We start from the raw sequence: 17,928 nt of genomic DNA, 5'->3' as shown, positions 1-17,928 counted from the left end.
GCCTTGTAATTGCCACGAAACGGCGCAAATAATGCAACAGCACGGGCCGCTTCCGGTCCGCAGGCATCCCCCACAGTCAACAAGGAGCACTCCATGGGCCTTCTCGATACCCTCACCCAGATTGTCAATGCCGCCAGCCAGAACAGCCAGCCGCAGCCCCAGCATGTGGACGAACTGCAGCAGGCCCCGGCCGACGTGCTGTCGCAAGGCCTGCGCGAGGCGTTCGACTCCAAGGACACCCCCTCCATCGGCAACCTGGTCGGCCAGATGTTCGGCCAGTCCAGCAACCAGCAGCAGGCCGGCCTGATCAACCAGATCATCCAGGCCCTGGGCCCGGCTGCCGCCACGGCGCTGGCCGGAGGCGTGCTGCAGAAGGTGCTCAAGCCCGGCTCCAGCCAGGTCGATGCCGCCGATGTGGCCCAGCTGTCTGCCGACGAGGTCACATCCGTGGTGAACGAGGCCCAGGCCCAGCGTCCGGAAATCAGCCGGCAGCTGAGCGAGTTCTATTCCCAGCACTCCGGCCTGATCAAGGCCCTCGGTGGCGTGGCCCTGTTGGCCGCCGCCATCAAGATGAAACAGTACGCCGAGCGCAACTGAGGCTGCCTGCGCGGGGGCGCCATCGGCACCTCCGCCCTGCGTGATTCCATGCCCGGATGGCCTTATGGCTTCCAGGCGTTGTTGTTGGTGCGTTCTGATCGGGGCGGATGGTCATGCGGGCCGGTTGCAGGGGGGAGTCTGCGGCCATTGCCGCGCAGAAATCGAGGGTTTTCCCGAGCATGGGTAGGGGCGTGCAAAACACGTCTTTCGCAACTGTCATCTTGTTGTTATAAATGTAAGTTAGCCGTAATCAAGAGGCTGCCTTGTGGTCTGGAAAGCAAGCGCCAAAAGCCGCCAAGTGCTTGACAGATCACGTTTTTTTACATCCGGCCCGGCAAATTTGCTGCGGTGCAACAAAGTGCTGGATCGCATCAGGGAAAACCCGTATACTGCGCCCGAAGTTTCATGCTGCACCCATCAGTGCAGGCAATTGTTGGCAGAAACCCACATGCCAGCGCAGCCACCATGAAGAAAGGCATAGACCATGCTGATGACCGAAGAATTGACCGCCACCGAGAACTCCGGCGACAAGCCGGCGCACAAGGCGCTGCTGCGCGTCGATGCCCCCATCCGCGAAGTACCCGAGCGCCATCGCGAGCGCATCCTGCGCCATCTGCTGGCGCTGGACGAGCGCGACCGCTACCTGCGCTTCGGCTACATGGCCAACGATGCGCAGATCACGCGCTACGTGAACAGCCTGGATTTCTCGCGCGATGAACTGTACGGCGTCTACGAGAACAACCTGGAACTGGTGGCGCTGGCGCACCTGGCCTATTCCGAAGATCCGCAGCATCGCGAGTGCGCGGAATTCGGCGGTTCGGTAAACAAGACCGAACGCGGCCGCGGCCTGGGCCAGCAACTGTTCGATCGTGCCATCCTGCACTGCCGCAACCGTGGCGCCCACCTGCTGTTCATCCATGCCCTGTCCGAGAACAAGGCAATGCTGAAGATCGCCCGCAACGCCGGCGCCATCGTCGAACGCAGCGGCTCCGAATCCGAGGCGCACCTGGTGCTGCCCGAAGCCACCGTGGCCACCCGCATCGAGGAACTGCTCGACGACAGCGTCGCCCGTACCGACTACCGCATCAAGCAGCAGGTGCGCCAGTTCTGGGCCTTCCTGGATTTCCTGCACGATCTGCGCACCGGCGCCAACGCCAGCCGTCCCCAGGACGGGCGCTGATCCGCAGGGCGCAGCACGTTTGCGCCGCGCCTGCACAGCCGTGGCAGACAGTCTGCTGCCCGCTTGCGACAAGGGCCATCCCGACATCAGGGATGGCCTTTTTTTGTGTATGCTTGAATGTATTGCAACTTTCGCACCATAGGTGCACAGCTCAGTGAGTGAATCATCGCCTGCGCCCGGCATAGGGCACGAAGACAAACGCGGCCTGCTGCAAAAAATTGCCGAATTCCTGCACCCGGGCCCCGATTCGCACGAGGAGCTGTACAACACGCTGTCCCAGGCCGAGCACAACCAGGTCATCAGCGCCGAAAGCCGCATCATGCTCGAGGGCGTGATCCGCATCGCCAACCTCACCGCGGGCGACGTGATGGTGCCGGCCAAGCGCATGGACCTGCTCGACATCAACTGGAGCTACCAGGAGCTGCTGCGCACCGTCATCACCACCGCCCATTCGCGCTTCCCGGTGTACGAGGGCGAGCGCGACAACATCATCGGCGTGCTGATGGCCAAGGACCTGCTCAAGCTGCAGCGTGCCCCCGAACTGAACCTGCGCGTGCTGCTGCGCACGCCGCTCTTCATTCCCGAAAGCAAGGGCCTGAACGACCTGCTGCGCGAGTTCCGCGCCAAGCGGAGCCACTTGGCCATGGTGATCGACGAATTCGGCCGTCTGGCCGGCCTGCTCACCATCGAGGACATCCTGGAAGAAATCGTCGGCGAGATCGACGACGAGTTCGACGAGCCGGAGGAAGAGGGCAGCATCTTCAAGCTGGCCGATGGCAGTTACCGCGTCAGCGGCGACACGCCGATCGAGCGCATCAACGAGCACTTCGAGGTCGAGGTGCAGACCAGCGATCCGGAAGATGCCGACAACTTCGACACCATTGGCGGCGTGATCGCGCACGAAATGGGCCATGTGCCCAAGCGCGGCGAATACATCACGCTGGCCGGCCTGAACTTCATCGTGATGCACACCCAGCACGGGGCAGTGCGCTGGTTCAAGGTCACACCGGCCGTGGCGACCGATGCAGCCTGAAAACCAGGCAGGCGCCGTGCGCGCTGCCACTGCATCGCCGGCAGCGCCTGCAGAACCTTCAACATCGGCTGCAGCCGGCCTGTGGGCCTGGCTGCTCGCGCCTTCGCTGATGCTGGCCGGTATGCTGCATGCCGGCAGCGTCGCCTGGCCCTGGAGCGGGCAGGCTCAGTGGTGGCTGCAGCTGCTGGCGCTGGCGGGCGCTGTCTGGCTGATCGGCCAGCCCGTGCCGGGCGGTGCTTCGCGTCGGCGCGCCTTCCGGGCGGGCTTTCTGCGTGGCTGGCTGTTTGCCCTGGCCTGGCTGTGCGCCACCTTCTGGTGGCTGTATGTGTCCATGCACACCTATGGCGGCATGCCGCCCTGGCTGGCCGGAGGCGCCGTGCTGCTGCTGGCGGCCGGGCTCTCGCTGTATTACGCGCTGGCAGCCGGCCTCTGGCTCGCCTGGCGCAGCGCGCATCCCTTCCGTCCCTGGGGCGGCCTGCTGTTCGCGGCGCTCTGGCTGCTGGCAGAGCTGTGCCGCGGCGTGCTGTTTACCGGATTTCCGTGGGGCGCTGCGGGCTATGCGCACGTCGACGGCCCACTGGCGGGTTTTGCTCCCTGGCTGGGGGTGTACGGCATCGGCTTCGTCGCGGCCTGGTTCGCTGCCGGGCTGGGGCAGATGCTGTGGAAGCTGCGCACCGGCCGCATGCCGCGTCGCGCCACCCCGGCCACGCCGCGCGGCACGCTGGTGCTGGCACTCGGCACCGTCGGCCTCGGGCTGGTGCTGCAGCAGATGGTCAATCCCGGCCTGACGCGCGCCGCCGGCGAACGTCCGCTGCGCGTGGAACTGCTGCAGGGCAACATCCCGCAGAACGAGAAGTTCCAGCCCAACGGCGGCGTACTGGTGGCGCTGCAGTGGTATGGCGAACAGCTGGGCGCCTCCCGCTCCGACCTGGTGGTGATCCCCGAAACCGCACTGCCCATGCTGCCCCAGCAACTGCCGCCCGACTACTGGCAGGCGCTGCAGCAGCGCTTCGGCCAGGGCGGGCAGGCTGCGCTGCTGGGCATGCCGGCCGGCAATGCCGACACCGGCTACGCCAATGCCGTGGTCGGCATGGCGCCCGGTGGCGTGCGCACCATCGGCGGCACCCGGCAGGCCGAACTGGCGCTGCCCCCCGCGGCGCTGCCCGAATACAGCTACGCCAAGCACCATCTGGTGCCCTTCGGCGAATTCATCCCCTTTGGCTTTCAGTGGTTCGTCGACCTGATGCAGATGCCCCTGGGCAACTTCCAGCGCGGCGCGCTCAGCCAGCCGCGCCTGCTCTGGCAGGACCAGCGCATCCAGCCCAACATCTGCTACGAAGACCTGTTCGGCGAGGAACTGGCCGCCAGCTTCGGCGAGGGCGGGGTGGCGCCTACCGTGCTGGTCAACGTCAGCAACATCGCCTGGTTCGGCGACACGGTGGCGATCGACCAGCACCGCCACATCAGCCGCATGCGCGCCCTCGAACTGGGCCGGCCCATGCTGCGTGCCACCAATACCGGCGCCACCGCCATCATCGACCATGCGGGTCATGTGCAGCAGGAACTGCCGCGCCTGCAGCGTGCCGTGCTGGCCGGCGAGGTACAGGGGCGCGAAGGCGTCACGCCTTTTGCCTGGTGGGCGGCGCGTCTGGGGCTGGCGCCGCTGTGGCTGCTGGGCCTGCTGGCGGCCGGTGTGCTGCTGCTGGGAACGCGCAGGCGCTGACCAGCGAGCCGCGGAGGAGGGCGCCACCCGCCTGCGCTCTCCGGCAGCATTCGCCATGCGCGGAGGCTGGCTGCCGGGAATCCCCCTTAAAATCCATAGAGTCCCGCAGAAGAAATGCCCCTGGTTGGGCAAATGCGCGAAGTTCCTGTCCCGGGAAAAACGCCCCTCGTTGGGCAGAATGGAGAAAGTGCCCCTGCTTGGGCACGTTTAGAACGCAATGCTGACCTTCCAACAAATCATCCTCAAGCTGCAACAATACTGGGACGCCCAGGGCTGCGCGCTGCTCCAACCCTATGACATGGAGGTCGGCGCCGGCACCAGCCACACCGCCACCTTCCTGCGCGCTATCGGCCCCGAACCCTGGAAGGCCGCCTACGTGCAGCCCAGCCGCCGTCCCAAGGACGGCCGCTATGGCAACAACCCCAACCGCCTGCAGCACTACTACCAGTACCAGGTCGTGCTCAAGCCGGCCCCGTCCAATATCCTCGAGCTCTATCTGGGCAGCCTGGAAGCGCTCGGCTTCGACCTGAAGAAGAACGACATTCGCTTCGTCGAGGACGACTGGGAGAACCCCACGCTGGGCGCCTGGGGTCTGGGATGGGAGGTCTGGCTCAACGGCATGGAAGTCACCCAGTTCACCTACTTCCAGCAGGTGGGCGGCATCGACTGCAAGCCCGCCACCGGCGAGATCACCTACGGCCTGGAGCGCCTGGCCATGTACCTGCAGGGCGTGGACAACGTCTACAACCTCAAGTGGACCGACACGCTCAGCTACGGCGACGTCTACCACCAGAACGAGGTGGAGCAGTCCACCTACAACTTCGAGCACAGCGATGCGGATTTCCTGTTCACCGCCTTTGCCGCGCACGAGAAGCAGGCCAAGTACCTGATGGAGCAGCAACTCGCACTGCCGGCCTACGAGCAGGTGCTCAAGGCCGCGCACACCTTCAACCTGCTGGATGCCCGTGGTGCCATCAGCGTCACCGAGCGTGCCGCCTACATCGGCCGCATCCGCAACCTGGCGCGCGCCGTAGCGCAGGCCTATTACGAAAGCCGCGAACGCCTCGGTTTCCCGATGGCGCCGCGCGAATGGGTCGCGCAAATCGACAAGACCCTGGACAAGAAGGCCGCCTGAGAAAGAACCCCATGACTACCCCCAACCTTCTCGTCGAACTGTTTGTTGAAGAACTGCCGCCCAAGGCCCTGAAAAAGCTGGGCGAATCCTTCGCCGATTCCCTGCTGGCCTCGCTGCGCGCGCAGGGTCTGGCCAATGGCGACAGCGTCGTCACCCCGTTTGCCAGCCCGCGCCGCCTGGCGGCCCACATCACGCGCGTCGCCGCCAAGGCGGCCGACAAGCCGGTGCAGCTCAAGCTGATGCCGGTCAGCGTCGGCCTGGATGCGGAAGGCAAGCCCACGCCGGCCCTGCTCAAGAAGCTGCAGGCCATCGGTGCCGACGCCAGCGTGGTGCCGCAGCTCAAGCGCCAGCAGGACGGCAAGACCGAAGCCCTGTTCTACGACAGCATCGTCGACGGCGCCGTCCTCGACACCGGCCTGCAGAAGGCGCTGGAAGAGGCCATCGCCAAACTGCCGATCCCCAAGGTGATGACGTATCAGCTCGAGACCGACTGCGAATTGCCCGGCTGGAGCAGCGTGCAGTTCGTGCGCCCGGCGCACGGTCTGGTGGCCTTGCACGGCAGCACCGTGGTGCCGGTCAAGGCGCTGGGCCTGCGTGCCGGCAACAGCACGCGCGGTCACCGTTTCGAGGCGCAGGTGGATCCGGTCGTGATTCCCGATGCCGACAGCTACGCCGCCACGCTGCGCGAGCAGGGCGCCGTCATCGCCAGCTTCGATGAGCGCAAGGCCGAGATCGCCAGCCAGCTCGGTGCAGCGGCCGCCAGGATTGGCGGCGGCTGCGCCCCCATCAGCGACGAAGCCCTGCTCGACGAAGTCACCGCCCTGGTCGAACGCCCGCACGTGCTCACCTGCGCATTCGAAAAGGAATTCCTCGACGTGCCGCAGGAATGCCTGATCCTGACCATGAAGGCCAACCAGAAATACTTCCCGCTGCTGGATGCCGAAGGCAAGCTGACCAACCAGTTCCTGGTCGTCAGCAACATCCGTCCGGACGATGCCAGCGCCGTCATCGGCGGCAACGAGCGCGTGGTGCGCCCGCGCCTGGCCGATGCCAAGTTCTTCTTCGATCAGGATCGCAAGAAGAAGCTGGAAGACCGCATCCCCGGCCTGGCCAAGGTCGTGTACCACAACAAGCTGGGCACGCAGGGCGAGCGCAGCGAGCGCGTGCGCGGCATCGCCCACGCCATCGTCAACCAGCTTCGTCTGGCCACGCACCCCTACACGGTCGAGGCCAAGGACGAATACGACGTGCTCGACAGCAAGGTACAGCAAGCCGCGCAACTGGCCAAGACCGACCTGCTGACCGACATGGTGGGCGAGTTCCCCGAGCTGCAGGGCACCATGGGCAACTACTACGCCCGCCACGAAGGCCTGCGCGACGGCGTCGCCATCGCCATCGAGGACCACTACAAGCCGCGTTTCGCCGGCGATGCGCTGCCGCGCAACCACACCGGCACCGTGCTGGCGCTGGCCGACAAGCTCGAAACCCTGGTCGGCATGTTCGGCATCGGCAATCTGCCCACCGGCGACAAGGATCCCTTCGCGCTGCGTCGCCACGCCCTGGGCGTGATCCGCATCCTGATCGAGAAGCAGTTGCCGCTCAAGCTGGACGACCTGCTGGCCGCCGCCGCCGGCACTTTCGGCACCCTGCTGCCCGAGGCCGAAACCAGCAACCAGCAACTGCAGGCCTTTATCTACGAGCGCATCAGCGGCTACCTGCGCGATCTGGGCTTTACGGCCCAGGAAGCCGATGCCGTGGTTGCCGTGCGTCCGCCCTGGGGCGAAATCCCGCGTCGCCTCGAGGCCGTGCGTGCCTTCGCCGCGCTGCCCGAGGCGCAGGCGCTGGCCGCTGCCAACAAGCGCATCGGCAACATCCTGAAAAAAGCCGGCGATGCCGGCCAGGTGGTCGATGCCCACGTCAGCGAGATGCTGCTGCAGGAGCAGGCCGAGAAGGACCTGTTCGCCGCCGTCAACCGCATCGTGCCCGAGGCTGATGCCCACTTCGACGCCGGCCGCTACACCGATTCCCTGCAGACGCTGGCGGCGCTGCGCGCTCCGGTGGATGCCTTCTTCGACGACGTGATGGTCAACGCCGAAGATGCGGCGTTGCGCATGAACCGTCAGGGCCTGCTCAAGCTGCTGCACAATGCCATGAACCGCGTCGCGGATCTGGCCCGCCTGGCCGTCTGAGGCCGGTAGCCGCACCAGCAGGAGAAACGCCATGGTCCGTCGCAACAAGAACAACCTCAAGCTTGTCATCATCGACCGTGATGGTACGCTGAATGTCTTCCGCGAGGGCTACATCAAGGAACCGGAGGAGTGGGAGCCGGTGCCCGGCGCGCTGGAGGCGATTGCGCTGCTCAACCGCAGCGGCTGGCATGTGGTGGTGGCCAGCAACCAGCCGGCCGTGGGTCGCGGCGTGATGGACGTGGCCACGCTGCATGCCATCCACGCCGTCATGCACAAGCAGCTGGCGGCCGTGGGCGCGCGCATCGATGCCGTGTTCTTCTGCCCGCACAGCCCGGAAGAAGCCTGCAACTGCCGCAAGCCCGCGCCCGGCCTGTTCCAGGAAATCGGCGAGCGCTACGGGGTGGAGCTGTCCGAAGTGCACGGTGTGGGTGACGCCCTGCGCGATGTGCAGGCGGCCGCTGCCGCCGGCTGCATCCCGCATCTGGTGTGTACCGGCGAGGGCGAGCAATGGCTGGACCGTCCGCTGGACGAGGCCTTCCCGCAGCACACCATCAAGCATCCCGACCTGCTGGCCTTTGCCCATTACCTGATCGGGCAGGAGCCGCAGCCCGAGGATCCCGGGGTCCAGGTGCCTCCGGGACAGGGCACCCTGGCGGCCTGAGCGCCGTCATTGCCTGTCGTGCGGCACGCCGTGTTGTCCTCGCCCCTGCTGCATGCGTCGCCCGACGCACAGACGCCTCCGCTGCTGCAGCATCCCGCGCCCAGCGGCCAGCTGTTGCTGCAGGGCGAGATGGTGCACTACCTGCTGCAACGCGCACGCCGGCGCAGCGTGGGCATGCGCATCACCGACCAGGGGCTGGTCGTCACCGCCCCGGGCGGCCTGCCGCTGGCCCAGGTGGAACTGATCCTGCAACGCAAGGCCGCCTGGATCGTGCGCAAGCTGCGCGAACACCATCCCTCGCACCCCGCACGCCAGCAGAACGTGCTGCACTGGCAGCATGGCATGCTGCTGCCCTATCTGGGCGGCGCTTTGCCCCTGGTCCTGACAGAGCCTGCCGGCGCGCGTCCGCGCCGGAGCCCGGCGGCGCACCTGGCCCTCGGTACCGATCTGGTACTTGCGGTGCCGCTGCCGCCGGGCACCGAGCCCCGGCAAATCAGCCACAGCGTGCAGCGCTGGTTCCGCGAGCAGGCGCTGGAGCATTTCGCGCAGCGCATCGACCATTTCTCGCCCCTGCTGGGCGTGCGCTGCCAGTCGCTGCATCTCAGCAGTGCCCGCACGCGCTGGGGCAGTGCCACGGCACGCGGCGTCATTCGCCTGCACTGGGGCCTGCTGCACTTTGCCCCGGAGCTGATCGATTACGTGGTGGTGCACGAGCTGTGCCACCTGCGAGAAATGAACCACAGTGCGCGCTTCTGGCAACTGGTCGAATCCATCCTGCCCGACTATCGCCTGCTGCGCCAGCAGCTCAAGGCCTGCCGCCTGCCGGTGTGGCTGGCGGCGTAAGGCCCACGAAAAAGCCCTGCATCGGCAGGGCTTGATCGGGGAGGGCGGCGGGAAGGCTCAGCTTTCCGTGCCTTGCGCAATGCGCTGCAGCTTGCCGTCCTTGCGCGTCTTGTACAGCATCACGCGGTACACGCCGTGGTTCTTCACGCCCAGCTTGGTGGCTGCGGCGCGGCTCAGGTCGATGATGCGGCCATGCACGTAGGGACCACGGTCGTTGATGCGCACCATCACCGACTTGCCGGTATCCGGGCTTTTCACCAGCACCATGGTGCCGAAAGGCAGCGTCTTGTGCGCCGCCGTCATGGCATTCATGTTGTAGCGCTCGCCATTGGCCGTCAGGCGGTTGTGGAACTGATCGCCATACCAGGAAGCCTTGCCCTGCTGGAACGAGGCGCCCTCGGCGTCAGCCAGCAGTTCGGTCGGCTTGCCGATGCCTGGGCCGATGTCGGCCACTTCAGGCGCGGCATAGGCGGGGCGCTGGCTGTTGCGACGGCTCTTGCGCTTGCCTTCCTGGGCCACGCGGGCATCCCGGGAGAAGCTGGGCGCGGCGGGCATGGCCACTGCCGGCTGGGCTGTTTCCGAAAACACCTCCGGCTCGGCCTGCGGGGTGGAGGAGAAGGGCTCGCCGGCGGGAGCGGCCGGCCGGGCGGAAATCCGGGGAGTGGAGAGGGCTTCGGCGGGCTGTGCCCAGGCCGTTCCCAGCAGCATGCTGCTCATGCCGAGGCCGGCGGCCAGGCACAAGGTACGCAGCACATCACTCCTGTTCTTGATAAGGAATGTGTTTTTCATGACGGCCGAGAATAACTGCATCTGGACACCATGGCAACAATTTTGTGGTGGATTTGCCGAATGCCCGCATGATAAGCTGATGAATTCATTGAATAATTCAGTTAAATGCAAGCCTTTCATGCAGACCGGTAGCAGAGCGCAGGCGCCTGTTTTCTCCCCTGCGGGCAGCGGCGGCCCTACAATATCCGATGCAAAAACAACATCGTGAGCATGCCTTTTTGTATGGCATCCCACCCACATCTTCGGGAGACAGTTCGTGGCTACAGGGGTAACCTATTCCATCAGTGATCTGGCCAAGGAGTTCGACCTGACCACGCGTGCCATCCGCTTCTATGAGGACATGGGGCTGCTGCAGCCGCAGCGCACCGGCGAAGGGCGCCGTGTGCGGGTCTATACCCCGCGCGACCGGACCCGACTCAAGCTCACGCTGCGTGCCAAGCGCCTGGGCTTCAGCCTGAGCGAGGCCAAGCAGATCATCGACCTGTACGACAGCCCGCGCGACACGCTGCCGCAGATGCGTCTGTATCTCGACACCCTGGCCACGCACCGCCGCCAGCTCGAAATCCAGCTGGGAGAAATCCAGGCCAACCTCGAGGAGGTCAAGGCCCACGAGAAGGAAGCCCGCACGCTGCTCAATCGCATGATGAATGCCGGCAACGAACGTGCCATCAAAAAGTGATATACCGAAGCTGCAGGGCAGTGTGCGGCTGTCAGCAAGTTGTCATTGACGTTTACGTCAACGTCATATAATCTGCCGGATCATTCCTACCAACCATAGAGAACCCACAGGAGACATTTCATGAGCAACATGCCCGGACTCAACTTCCAGCTTGGCGAAGACATCGACGCACTGCGCGACGCCGTCTACACCTTCGCCCAGGCTGAAATCGCCCCGCGCGCGGCCGAAGCCGACCGTACCGACCAGTTCCCGATGGACCTGTGGCAGAAGTTTGGCGAGCTGGGCGTGCTGGGCATGACCGTGCCCGAAGAATACGGCGGCACCAACATGGGCTACCTGGCGCACATGATCGCGCTGGAAGAAATCAGCCGCGCCAGCGCCTCCATCGGCCTGTCCTACGGCGCGCACTCCAACCTGTGCGTGAACCAGATCAAGCGCAACGGCAACGAGGCACAGAAGCAGAAATACCTGCCCAAGCTGTGCAGCGGCGAGCACATCGGTGCGCTGGCCATGTCCGAGCCGGGTGCCGGCTCCGACGTGGTGAGCATGAAGCTCAAGGCCGAGGACAAGGGCGGCTACTACCTGCTCAACGGCAGCAAGATGTGGATCACCAACGGCCCCGACGCCGACACCATGGTGGTCTATGCCAAGACCGAGCCCGAGCTGGGCGCGCGCGGCATCACCGCCTTCGTGGTCGAGAAGGGCATGAAGGGCTTCTCCACCGCCCAGAAGCTGGACAAGCTGGGCATGCGCGGCAGCCACACCGGCGAGATGGTGTTCCAGGACGTGGAAGTCCCGGCCGAGAACATCCTGGGCGAACTCAACGGTGGCGTGAAGGTGCTGATGAGCGGTCTGGACTACGAGCGTGCCGTGCTGGCTGCCGGCCCGGTCGGCATCATGCAGGCCGTGATGGACAACGTGGTGCCCTACATCCACGACCGCAAGCAGTTCGGCCAGTCCATCGGCGAATTCCAGCTGATCCAGGGCAAGGTGGCAGACATGTACACCGTGCTGCAGGCCGGCCGTTCCTTCCTGTACACCATCGGCAAGAACCTGGATTCCCTAGGTGGCGGCCACGCCCGCCAGGTGCGCAAGGACTGCGCCTCCGTCATCCTGTGGACGGCCGAGATGGCTACCAAGATGGCCGGCGACGGCATCCAGATCTTCGGCGGCAACGGCTACATCAACGAATACCCGCTGGGTCGCCTGTGGCGCGATGCCAAGCTGTACGAAATCGGCGCCGGCACCAGCGAAATCCGCCGCATGCTGATCGGCCGCGAGCTGTTCGCCGAAACCATGTAATTTTTCCCCCTTCATGGCGCAGCTGCTGCAAGGCACTGCGGCCATTTTTCTCTGAACCGGACTGCGATGAACGATACCCCCACCTTACCCGCACGCGACAAGCTGGAAAACCTGTTCGAGGCCAACCGTCAGTGGGCAGCCGAAATGGAAAAGAAGCGTCCCGGCTTCTTCACCGGCCTGATGGAACAGCAGAATCCCGAATACATGTGGATCGGCTGTTCCGACAGTCGCGTGCCGGCCAACCAGATCACCGGTCTGGCTCCGGGCGAGGTGTTCGTGCATCGCAACGTGGCCAACGTGGTGGTTCCGACCGATCTGAACTGCCTGTCCACCATCCAGTACGCGGTGGACCAGCTCAAGGTCAAGCACCTGATGGTGGTGGGCCATTATGGCTGCGGCGGCGTCAAGGCGGCGCTGTTCGACCTGCGCGTGGGCCTGGCCGACAACTGGCTGCGCCATGTGCGCGACGTGGCCGACCGCCACTTCAAGCGCATGCAGCGCGTACCCGAGGCGCGCAAGCTCGATGCGCTGTGCGAACTCAATGCCATCGAGCAGGTGGTCAACGTGGCGCAGACCACCGTCATGAAGGATGCCTGGAGCCGTGGCCAGGATGTGACCCTGCACGGCTGGGTCTACGGCATCAGCGACGGCCTGGTGAACGACATGCGCATGACCTGTGGCGGCAATGATGAATTGCTGCCCGTCTACAAGCAGGCACTGGAGAGCTGGGACAGCCGATACTGCGCATAATGGAAGGTTAATACAACCACCATAAATGCACGGAGACACGATGTTCCCCCAACGACTGGACGCACCTGAGGCGTATGAAATTGCCAGGGCGATGCTGGACGGTTTCGACCGTCACTATCGCCTGTTCCGTTCCGAATCGGGGCGTGCCAAGCACCGCTTCGAGACGCAGGACTGGCACGCGCAACAGCGCGCCCAGCGGGACCGCATCGAGTTCTACGACCTGCGGGTGGACGAATGCATCATGCGGCTCGAGCGCGAATTCCGTGCCCACGAGCTGCCCATGAATGTGTGGCAGCAGGTCAAGCTGTTCTACATCGGCTTGCTGGTGAACCATCACCAGCCCGAGCTGGCCGAAACCTTCTTCAACTCGGTCACCACCACCATCCTGCACCACAGCCACTTCAGGAACGACTTCCTGTTCATCCTGCCGGCCATCAGCACCGAGTACATCGAGTGTCAGGAAGACGTGCTGCACCCGTCGTTCCGTGCCTACTATCCCAAGTTCGAGCAGCTGCACGACGCGATCCGCACCATCCTCACCGACTACAACCTGCACGTTCCCTACGAAGACCTGGAGCGTGACATCACCCGCGTGGTCGAGGTGCTCAAGCACCAGATCGGCGACGTCAAGCTGCGTGCCAATTTCCAGATCCAGGTGCTCAGCAGCCTGTTCTACCGCAACAAGGGTGCCTACGTGGTGGGCAAGATCGTCAACAGCTACCGCGAAGTGGCGTTCTCGCTGCCCATCCTGTTCAACCACGAGGGCAAGCTCTACATCGATGCCGTGCTGCACGGCGAGAACGACATGCGCGCGCTGTTCAGCTTCTCGCGCGCCTACTTCATGGTCGACATGGAAGTGCCGAGCGCCTACGTGCAGTTCCTGCGCAGCCTCATGCCCGGCATGCCGCGCGCCGAAATCTACAACGCACTGGGGCTGGCCAAGCAGGGCAAGACGCTGTTCTACCGCGACTTCCTGTTCCACCTGCTGCACAGCACCGACAACTTCCGCATTGCCCCCGGCATCAAGGGCATGGTGATGCTGGTGTTCGACCTGCCGTCCTTCCCCTACGTGTTCAAGATCATCAAGGACTACTATCCGCCGCAGAAGGAAACCACGCGCGAGCTGATCGAGTCCAAGTACCGTCTGGTGAAGCACCACGACCGTGTCGGCCGCATGGCCGACACGCTCGAATTCCGCAACATCGCCTTCCCGCGTGACCGCTTCGACGAGGACCTGATCGAGGAGATCCGCAAGTTCGCCCCGAGCCAGATGGAAATCGCCGATCTCGACGACGATGGCGAGGAAGAGGTGATTTTCAGGCACATCTACATTGAGCGCCGCATGATCCCGCTCAACATGTACCTGCAGGAAGCCTTCGACGCCGGCATGGAAACCAGTCGCTCGCGTCACCAGATGGAGCATGCGGTGGTCGAATACGGCAATGCGATCAAGGATCTGGTGGCTGCGAACATCTTCCCTGGCGACATGCTCTGGAAGAACTTCGGCGTCACCCGTCATGGCAAGGTCGTTTTCTACGACTACGATGAGATTGAGTACATCACCGACTGCAACTTCCGCAAGGTGCCGGCACCGCGCAACGAGGAAGATGAAATGTCCGGAGAAATCTGGTACAGCGTCGGCCCCAAGGACGTGTTTCCGGAAACCTTCGGTCCCTTCCTGCTCGGCAATGATGCCGTGCGCGAGGTTTTCATGAAACACCATGCCGACCTGCTGGATTCGCAGTTCTGGCAGGCGCACAAGGAGCGCATCCAGCGCGGCGAAGTGCTGGACGTGTTCCCGTATGAACAAGACAAGCGCTTCGAGCGCAAGACCCGTTAACCTAACCTCAGGAGAACTTGAAATGGCTGAATCCATTGTCATCGTTGGCGCCAAGCGCACCCCCATGGGCTCGTTCCAGAGCGATTTCGCCAATCTGGCGGCGAGCGATCTGGGCGCCGTGGCCATCAAGGCCGCTGTCGAGCAGGCCGGCATCAAGCCCGAGCAGGTCGACGAAGTGTATTTCGGCAACGTGCTGATGGCTGGCCAGGGCCAGGCTCCCGCACGCCAGGCCGTGATCAAGGCCGGCCTGCCCAAGTCCACCGGCGCTGTCACCGTGCACAAGGTGTGCGGCTCCGCCATGAAGACCGTCATGATGGCGGCCGACACCCTCGCTGCCGGCAACGCCGACATCATGGTGGCCGGCGGCATGGAAAGCATGACCAACGCCCCCTATCTGCTGAAGAAGGCCCGTGGCGGCTACCGCATCGGCCACGACAAGGTGTATGACCACATGATGCTGGACGGCCTGGAAGACGCCTACGAAGCCGGCCGCAGCATGGGGACCTTCGGCGAAGAGTGCGCCGAGAAGTACAACTTCACCCGTGAAGACCAGGACAAGTTCGCCATGGCCAGCGTGCAGCGCGCACAGGACGCCATCGCCGCCGGCGCCTTCAAGGACGAGATCGCTGCCGTGACCGTGGCCGACCGCAAGGGCGAGCGCGTGGTCGACACCGACGAAGGTCCGGGCAAGATCAAGATCGACAAGATCCCCACGCTCAAGCCCGCCTTCAAGAAGGATGGCACCATCACCGCCGCCGCCAGCTCCAGCATCAACGACGGCGCTGCCGCCATCGTGCTGATGACCGAGAGCAAGGCCAAGGAACTGGGCTGCAAGCCGCTGGCCCGCATCGTCAGCTCGGCCACCTTTGCGCAGGAACCGAACTGGTTCACCACCGCTCCCGTGTACTCCAGCCAGAAGGCCCTGGAAAAAGCCGGCTGGAAAGTCGAGGATGTGGACCTGTGGGAAGTGAACGAAGCCTTCGCCGTGGTGCCCATGGCCCTGATGAAGGAACTGAACGTGCCGCACGACAAGGTCAACGTCAACGGCGGCGCCTGCGCCCTGGGTCACCCCATCGGTGCTTCCGGTGCCCGCATCATGGTCACGCTGATCCACGCCCTGAAGGCGCGCGGCCTGAAGAAGGGCCTGGCCACGCTGTGCATCGGCGGCGGCGAAGGCACTTCCGTCTGTCTGGAACTGGTGTAATTCCGGTCAGAACCAGAACGGGCGGGCATGCTGCGGCATGCCCGCCTTGCGTGAGCCCTCCCATGTCCACCATCGTCATCATCGGCGCCTCGCGCGGCATCGGCCTGGAACTGGCGCGCCAGTATGCGGCGGCCGGCGACCGTGTCATTGCCACGGCACGCAGCGATGCCGGCGCCGAACACCTGCACCAGGCGGGTGTGCAGCAGATCCTGCGCGTGGACGTGGCCAAGCCGGCCAGCGTCAGCGGCCTGGCCTGGCAGCTCGATGGCGAGTCGGTGGATGTGGCCATCTACGTGGCTGGCGTCGGCCACCGCGCCGATGCCACCAGCCCGCCCACGCAAAACGATTTCGACCGTGTGATGCACACCAATGTGCTGGGTGCCATGCAGGTGATCCCGCAGGTGGCGCCCCTGGTCGAGGCGGGGCGCAACGGACAGGGCGGCGTGTTCGGGTTCATTTCCAGCGGGCTCGGCAACATCACGCAGGCCGCCGATAGCGATTGGTGGCTGTATCGCGTGAGCAAGGCAGCGCTGAACATGGCGGTGGCTTCGGCGCGCCACAGCTATCCGCGCGCGGCCATGGTCTGCCTGGATCCGGGCTGGGTCCGCACCGACATGGGCGGCCCCTCGGCCCCGTTGTCGGCAGAGGACAGTGCTGCCGCACTGCGGCGGAACTTGACGCAAATCACATTGTCATCATCGGGACATTTTGTCCATCGCGATGGCGTCGCTTACGATACATGGTGATGCAGGCTGCCCTCGGCATCACGACCGTTTGTTTTCAAAAAATCAATAAGGAATCCCCATGCTACTGACACAAGACCAGGAGATGATCCGCGAAGCGGTACGCGCCTTTGCCCAGGAACAGCTGTGGCCGAACGCCGCCAAGTGGGACAAGGAGCACAGCTTCCCCAAGGAAGCGCACAAGGGCCTGGCCGAGCTGGGTGCCTATGGCATTTGCGTGCCGGAAGAATACGGCGGCGCCGGTCTGGACTATGTCACGCTGGCCCTGGTGCTGGAAGAAATCGCGGCCGGTGACGGCGGCACCAGCACGGCCATCTCCGTGACCAACTGCCCCTACAACGCCATCCTGATGAAGTACGGCAACGAGGCGCAGAAGCAGCAATGGCTGGTGCCCGCTGCCCGCGGCGACATCCTCGGCGCCTTCTGCCTGACCGAGCCGCACGTGGGCTCCGATGCTTCCGCCATCCGCACCACCGCGGTGAAGGAAGGCGACGAATACGTCATCAACGGCACCAAGCAGTTCATCACCAGCGGCAAGAACGGTCAGGCGGCCGTGGTGATTGCCGTCACCGACAAGAACGCCGGCAAGAAGGGCCTGAGCGCCTTCATGGTGAGCACCGACAACCCCGGCTGGAAAGTGGCCAGCCTGGAGAACAAGCTGGGCCAGCACAGCAGCGACACGGCGCAGATTCTGTTCGACAACTGCCGCATTCCCGCCGAGAACCTGATCGGCCAGGAAGGCGAGGGCTACAAGATTGCCCTGTCCGCGCTGGAAGGCGGCCGCATCGGCATCGCCTCGCAGAGCGTAGGCATGGCCCGCAGCGCGCTGGACTTTGCCGTGCAGTACGCCAAGGAGCGTGAAGCCTTCGGCGTGCCGATCATCGAGCACCAGGCTGTGGCCTTCCGTCTGGCCGACTGCGCCACGCAGCTCGAGGCCGCACGCCAGCTGATCTGGCATGCAGCCAGCCTGCGCGACGCCGGCAAGCCCTGCCTGCGCGAAGCCGCCATGGCCAAGCTGTTCGCCAGCGAAACGGCCGAAAAGGTCTGCTCCGTGGCGATCCAGACCCTGGGTGGTTACGGCGTGACGGCCGACTTCCCGGTGGAGCGTATCTACCGCGACGTGCGCGTGTGCCAGATCTACGAGGGCACGAGTGATGTGCAGAAGATCATCATTACGCGTTCGCTGTAAGCATTCTGCGTCGTGAGGGATAGCCCTTTCACGTTGTACGTGGAAGGGTTTTTTTTGTGCGTGTAGTTTCG

Annotated in this window: 17 protein-coding genes; 16 read left to right on the top strand and 1 reads right to left on the bottom strand. The window is 64.5% G+C overall.

Translation table 11 applies throughout. From position 1 onward, the window contains the following. The first annotated feature begins 93 nt into the window (after positions 1 to 93). The 8 genes from KKQ75_RS08300 (at position 94) to KKQ75_RS08265 (ending at position 9,361) form a co-directional block, all read left to right on the top strand. Complete coding sequence (locus KKQ75_RS08300; protein WP_213361471.1) at positions 94 to 597, top strand: hypothetical protein; 504 nt, start codon at positions 94 to 96, stop codon at positions 595 to 597. 484 nt (positions 598 to 1,081) lie between these two features. Then, positions 1,082 to 1,777: a GNAT family N-acetyltransferase gene (locus tag KKQ75_RS08295; RefSeq protein ID WP_213361469.1), complete on the top strand. Its 696-nt coding sequence runs from the start codon at positions 1,082 to 1,084 to the stop codon at positions 1,775 to 1,777. 154 nt (positions 1,778 to 1,931) lie between these two features. After that, positions 1,932 to 2,810 carry an HlyC/CorC family transporter gene (locus KKQ75_RS08290; RefSeq protein WP_213361467.1) on the top strand — a complete coding sequence of 293 codons (879 nt, stop codon included), beginning with the start codon at positions 1,932 to 1,934 and terminating at the stop codon, positions 2,808 to 2,810. A 109-nt stretch (positions 2,811 to 2,919) separates the two neighbouring features. Further along, a complete protein-coding gene (gene lnt / locus KKQ75_RS08285) occupies positions 2,920 to 4,533 on the top strand; it encodes an apolipoprotein N-acyltransferase (protein ID WP_213362727.1) in 1,614 nt (537 codons plus the stop codon). Positions 4,534 to 4,750: 217 nt separating this feature from the next. After that, positions 4,751 to 5,668: a glycine--tRNA ligase subunit alpha gene (gene glyQ, locus KKQ75_RS08280; protein WP_213361466.1), complete on the top strand. Its 918-nt coding sequence runs from the start codon at positions 4,751 to 4,753 to the stop codon at positions 5,666 to 5,668. An 11-nt stretch (positions 5,669 to 5,679) separates the two neighbouring features. Then, entirely contained in the window at positions 5,680 to 7,857 is a 2,178-nt protein-coding gene (gene glyS / locus KKQ75_RS08275) for a glycine--tRNA ligase subunit beta (protein ID WP_213361465.1), read from the top strand. Positions 7,858 to 7,888: 31 nt separating this feature from the next. Further along, positions 7,889 to 8,518 carry a D-glycero-beta-D-manno-heptose 1,7-bisphosphate 7-phosphatase gene (gene gmhB / locus KKQ75_RS08270; protein WP_213361464.1) on the top strand — a complete coding sequence of 210 codons (630 nt, stop codon included), beginning with the start codon at positions 7,889 to 7,891 and terminating at the stop codon, positions 8,516 to 8,518. A gap of 30 nt (positions 8,519 to 8,548) precedes the next feature. Then, positions 8,549 to 9,361 carry a M48 family metallopeptidase gene (locus KKQ75_RS08265; RefSeq protein ID WP_213361463.1) on the top strand — a complete coding sequence of 271 codons (813 nt, stop codon included), beginning with the start codon at positions 8,549 to 8,551 and terminating at the stop codon, positions 9,359 to 9,361. Positions 9,362 to 9,418: 57 nt separating this feature from the next. Here the strand turns inward: KKQ75_RS08265 and KKQ75_RS13140 are convergent, their stop codons facing one another. Next, positions 9,419 to 10,150, bottom strand: coding sequence for a septal ring lytic transglycosylase RlpA family protein (locus KKQ75_RS13140; RefSeq protein ID WP_284069727.1), 732 nt, complete (start codon positions 10,148 to 10,150; stop codon positions 9,419 to 9,421). On the opposite strand from KKQ75_RS13140, the gene KKQ75_RS08255 reads away from it, so the two are divergent. The 8 genes from KKQ75_RS08255 (at position 10,149) to KKQ75_RS08220 (ending at position 17,857) form a co-directional block, all read left to right on the top strand. Further along, positions 10,149 to 10,358 (top strand): hypothetical protein, encoded by a 210-nt coding sequence (locus KKQ75_RS08255; protein WP_213361462.1) that lies wholly within the window; start codon positions 10,149 to 10,151, stop codon positions 10,356 to 10,358. The genes KKQ75_RS13140 and KKQ75_RS08255 overlap by 2 nt on opposite strands. Before the next feature lie 48 nt (positions 10,359 to 10,406). After that, positions 10,407 to 10,829 (top strand): MerR family transcriptional regulator, encoded by a 423-nt coding sequence (locus tag KKQ75_RS08250; RefSeq protein WP_213361461.1) that lies wholly within the window; start codon positions 10,407 to 10,409, stop codon positions 10,827 to 10,829. 120 nt (positions 10,830 to 10,949) lie between these two features. Continuing rightward, positions 10,950 to 12,131, top strand: coding sequence for an isovaleryl-CoA dehydrogenase (locus KKQ75_RS08245; protein ID WP_213361460.1), 1,182 nt, complete (start codon positions 10,950 to 10,952; stop codon positions 12,129 to 12,131). A 66-nt stretch (positions 12,132 to 12,197) separates the two neighbouring features. Then, entirely contained in the window at positions 12,198 to 12,881 is a 684-nt protein-coding gene (gene can / locus KKQ75_RS08240) for a carbonate dehydratase (RefSeq protein ID WP_213361459.1), read from the top strand. 40 nt (positions 12,882 to 12,921) lie between these two features. Beyond that, a complete protein-coding gene (gene aceK, locus KKQ75_RS08235; protein ID WP_213361458.1) occupies positions 12,922 to 14,721 on the top strand; it encodes a bifunctional isocitrate dehydrogenase kinase/phosphatase in 1,800 nt (599 codons plus the stop codon). A gap of 22 nt (positions 14,722 to 14,743) precedes the next feature. Further along, complete coding sequence (locus KKQ75_RS08230) at positions 14,744 to 15,925, top strand: acetyl-CoA C-acyltransferase (RefSeq protein ID WP_213361457.1); 1,182 nt, start codon at positions 14,744 to 14,746, stop codon at positions 15,923 to 15,925. A 62-nt stretch (positions 15,926 to 15,987) separates the two neighbouring features. Continuing rightward, positions 15,988 to 16,671 (top strand): SDR family oxidoreductase, encoded by a 684-nt coding sequence (locus tag KKQ75_RS08225; protein WP_213361456.1) that lies wholly within the window; start codon positions 15,988 to 15,990, stop codon positions 16,669 to 16,671. 58 nt (positions 16,672 to 16,729) lie between these two features. Then, the gene (locus tag KKQ75_RS08220; RefSeq protein WP_091813238.1) at positions 16,730 to 17,857 is read left to right on the top strand and encodes an acyl-CoA dehydrogenase family protein; all 1,128 of its coding nucleotides are present in this window, start codon (positions 16,730 to 16,732) and stop codon (positions 17,855 to 17,857) included. The last annotated feature ends 71 nt before the right edge of the window (positions 17,858 to 17,928 follow it).

This window comes from Brachymonas denitrificans (genome assembly GCF_907163135.1).
Taxonomy (GTDB): domain Bacteria; phylum Pseudomonadota; class Gammaproteobacteria; order Burkholderiales; family Burkholderiaceae_C; genus Brachymonas; species Brachymonas denitrificans_A.
Note: the sequence above shows the minus strand (reverse complement) of the source record. Positions and strands in the feature narration are given on the sequence as shown.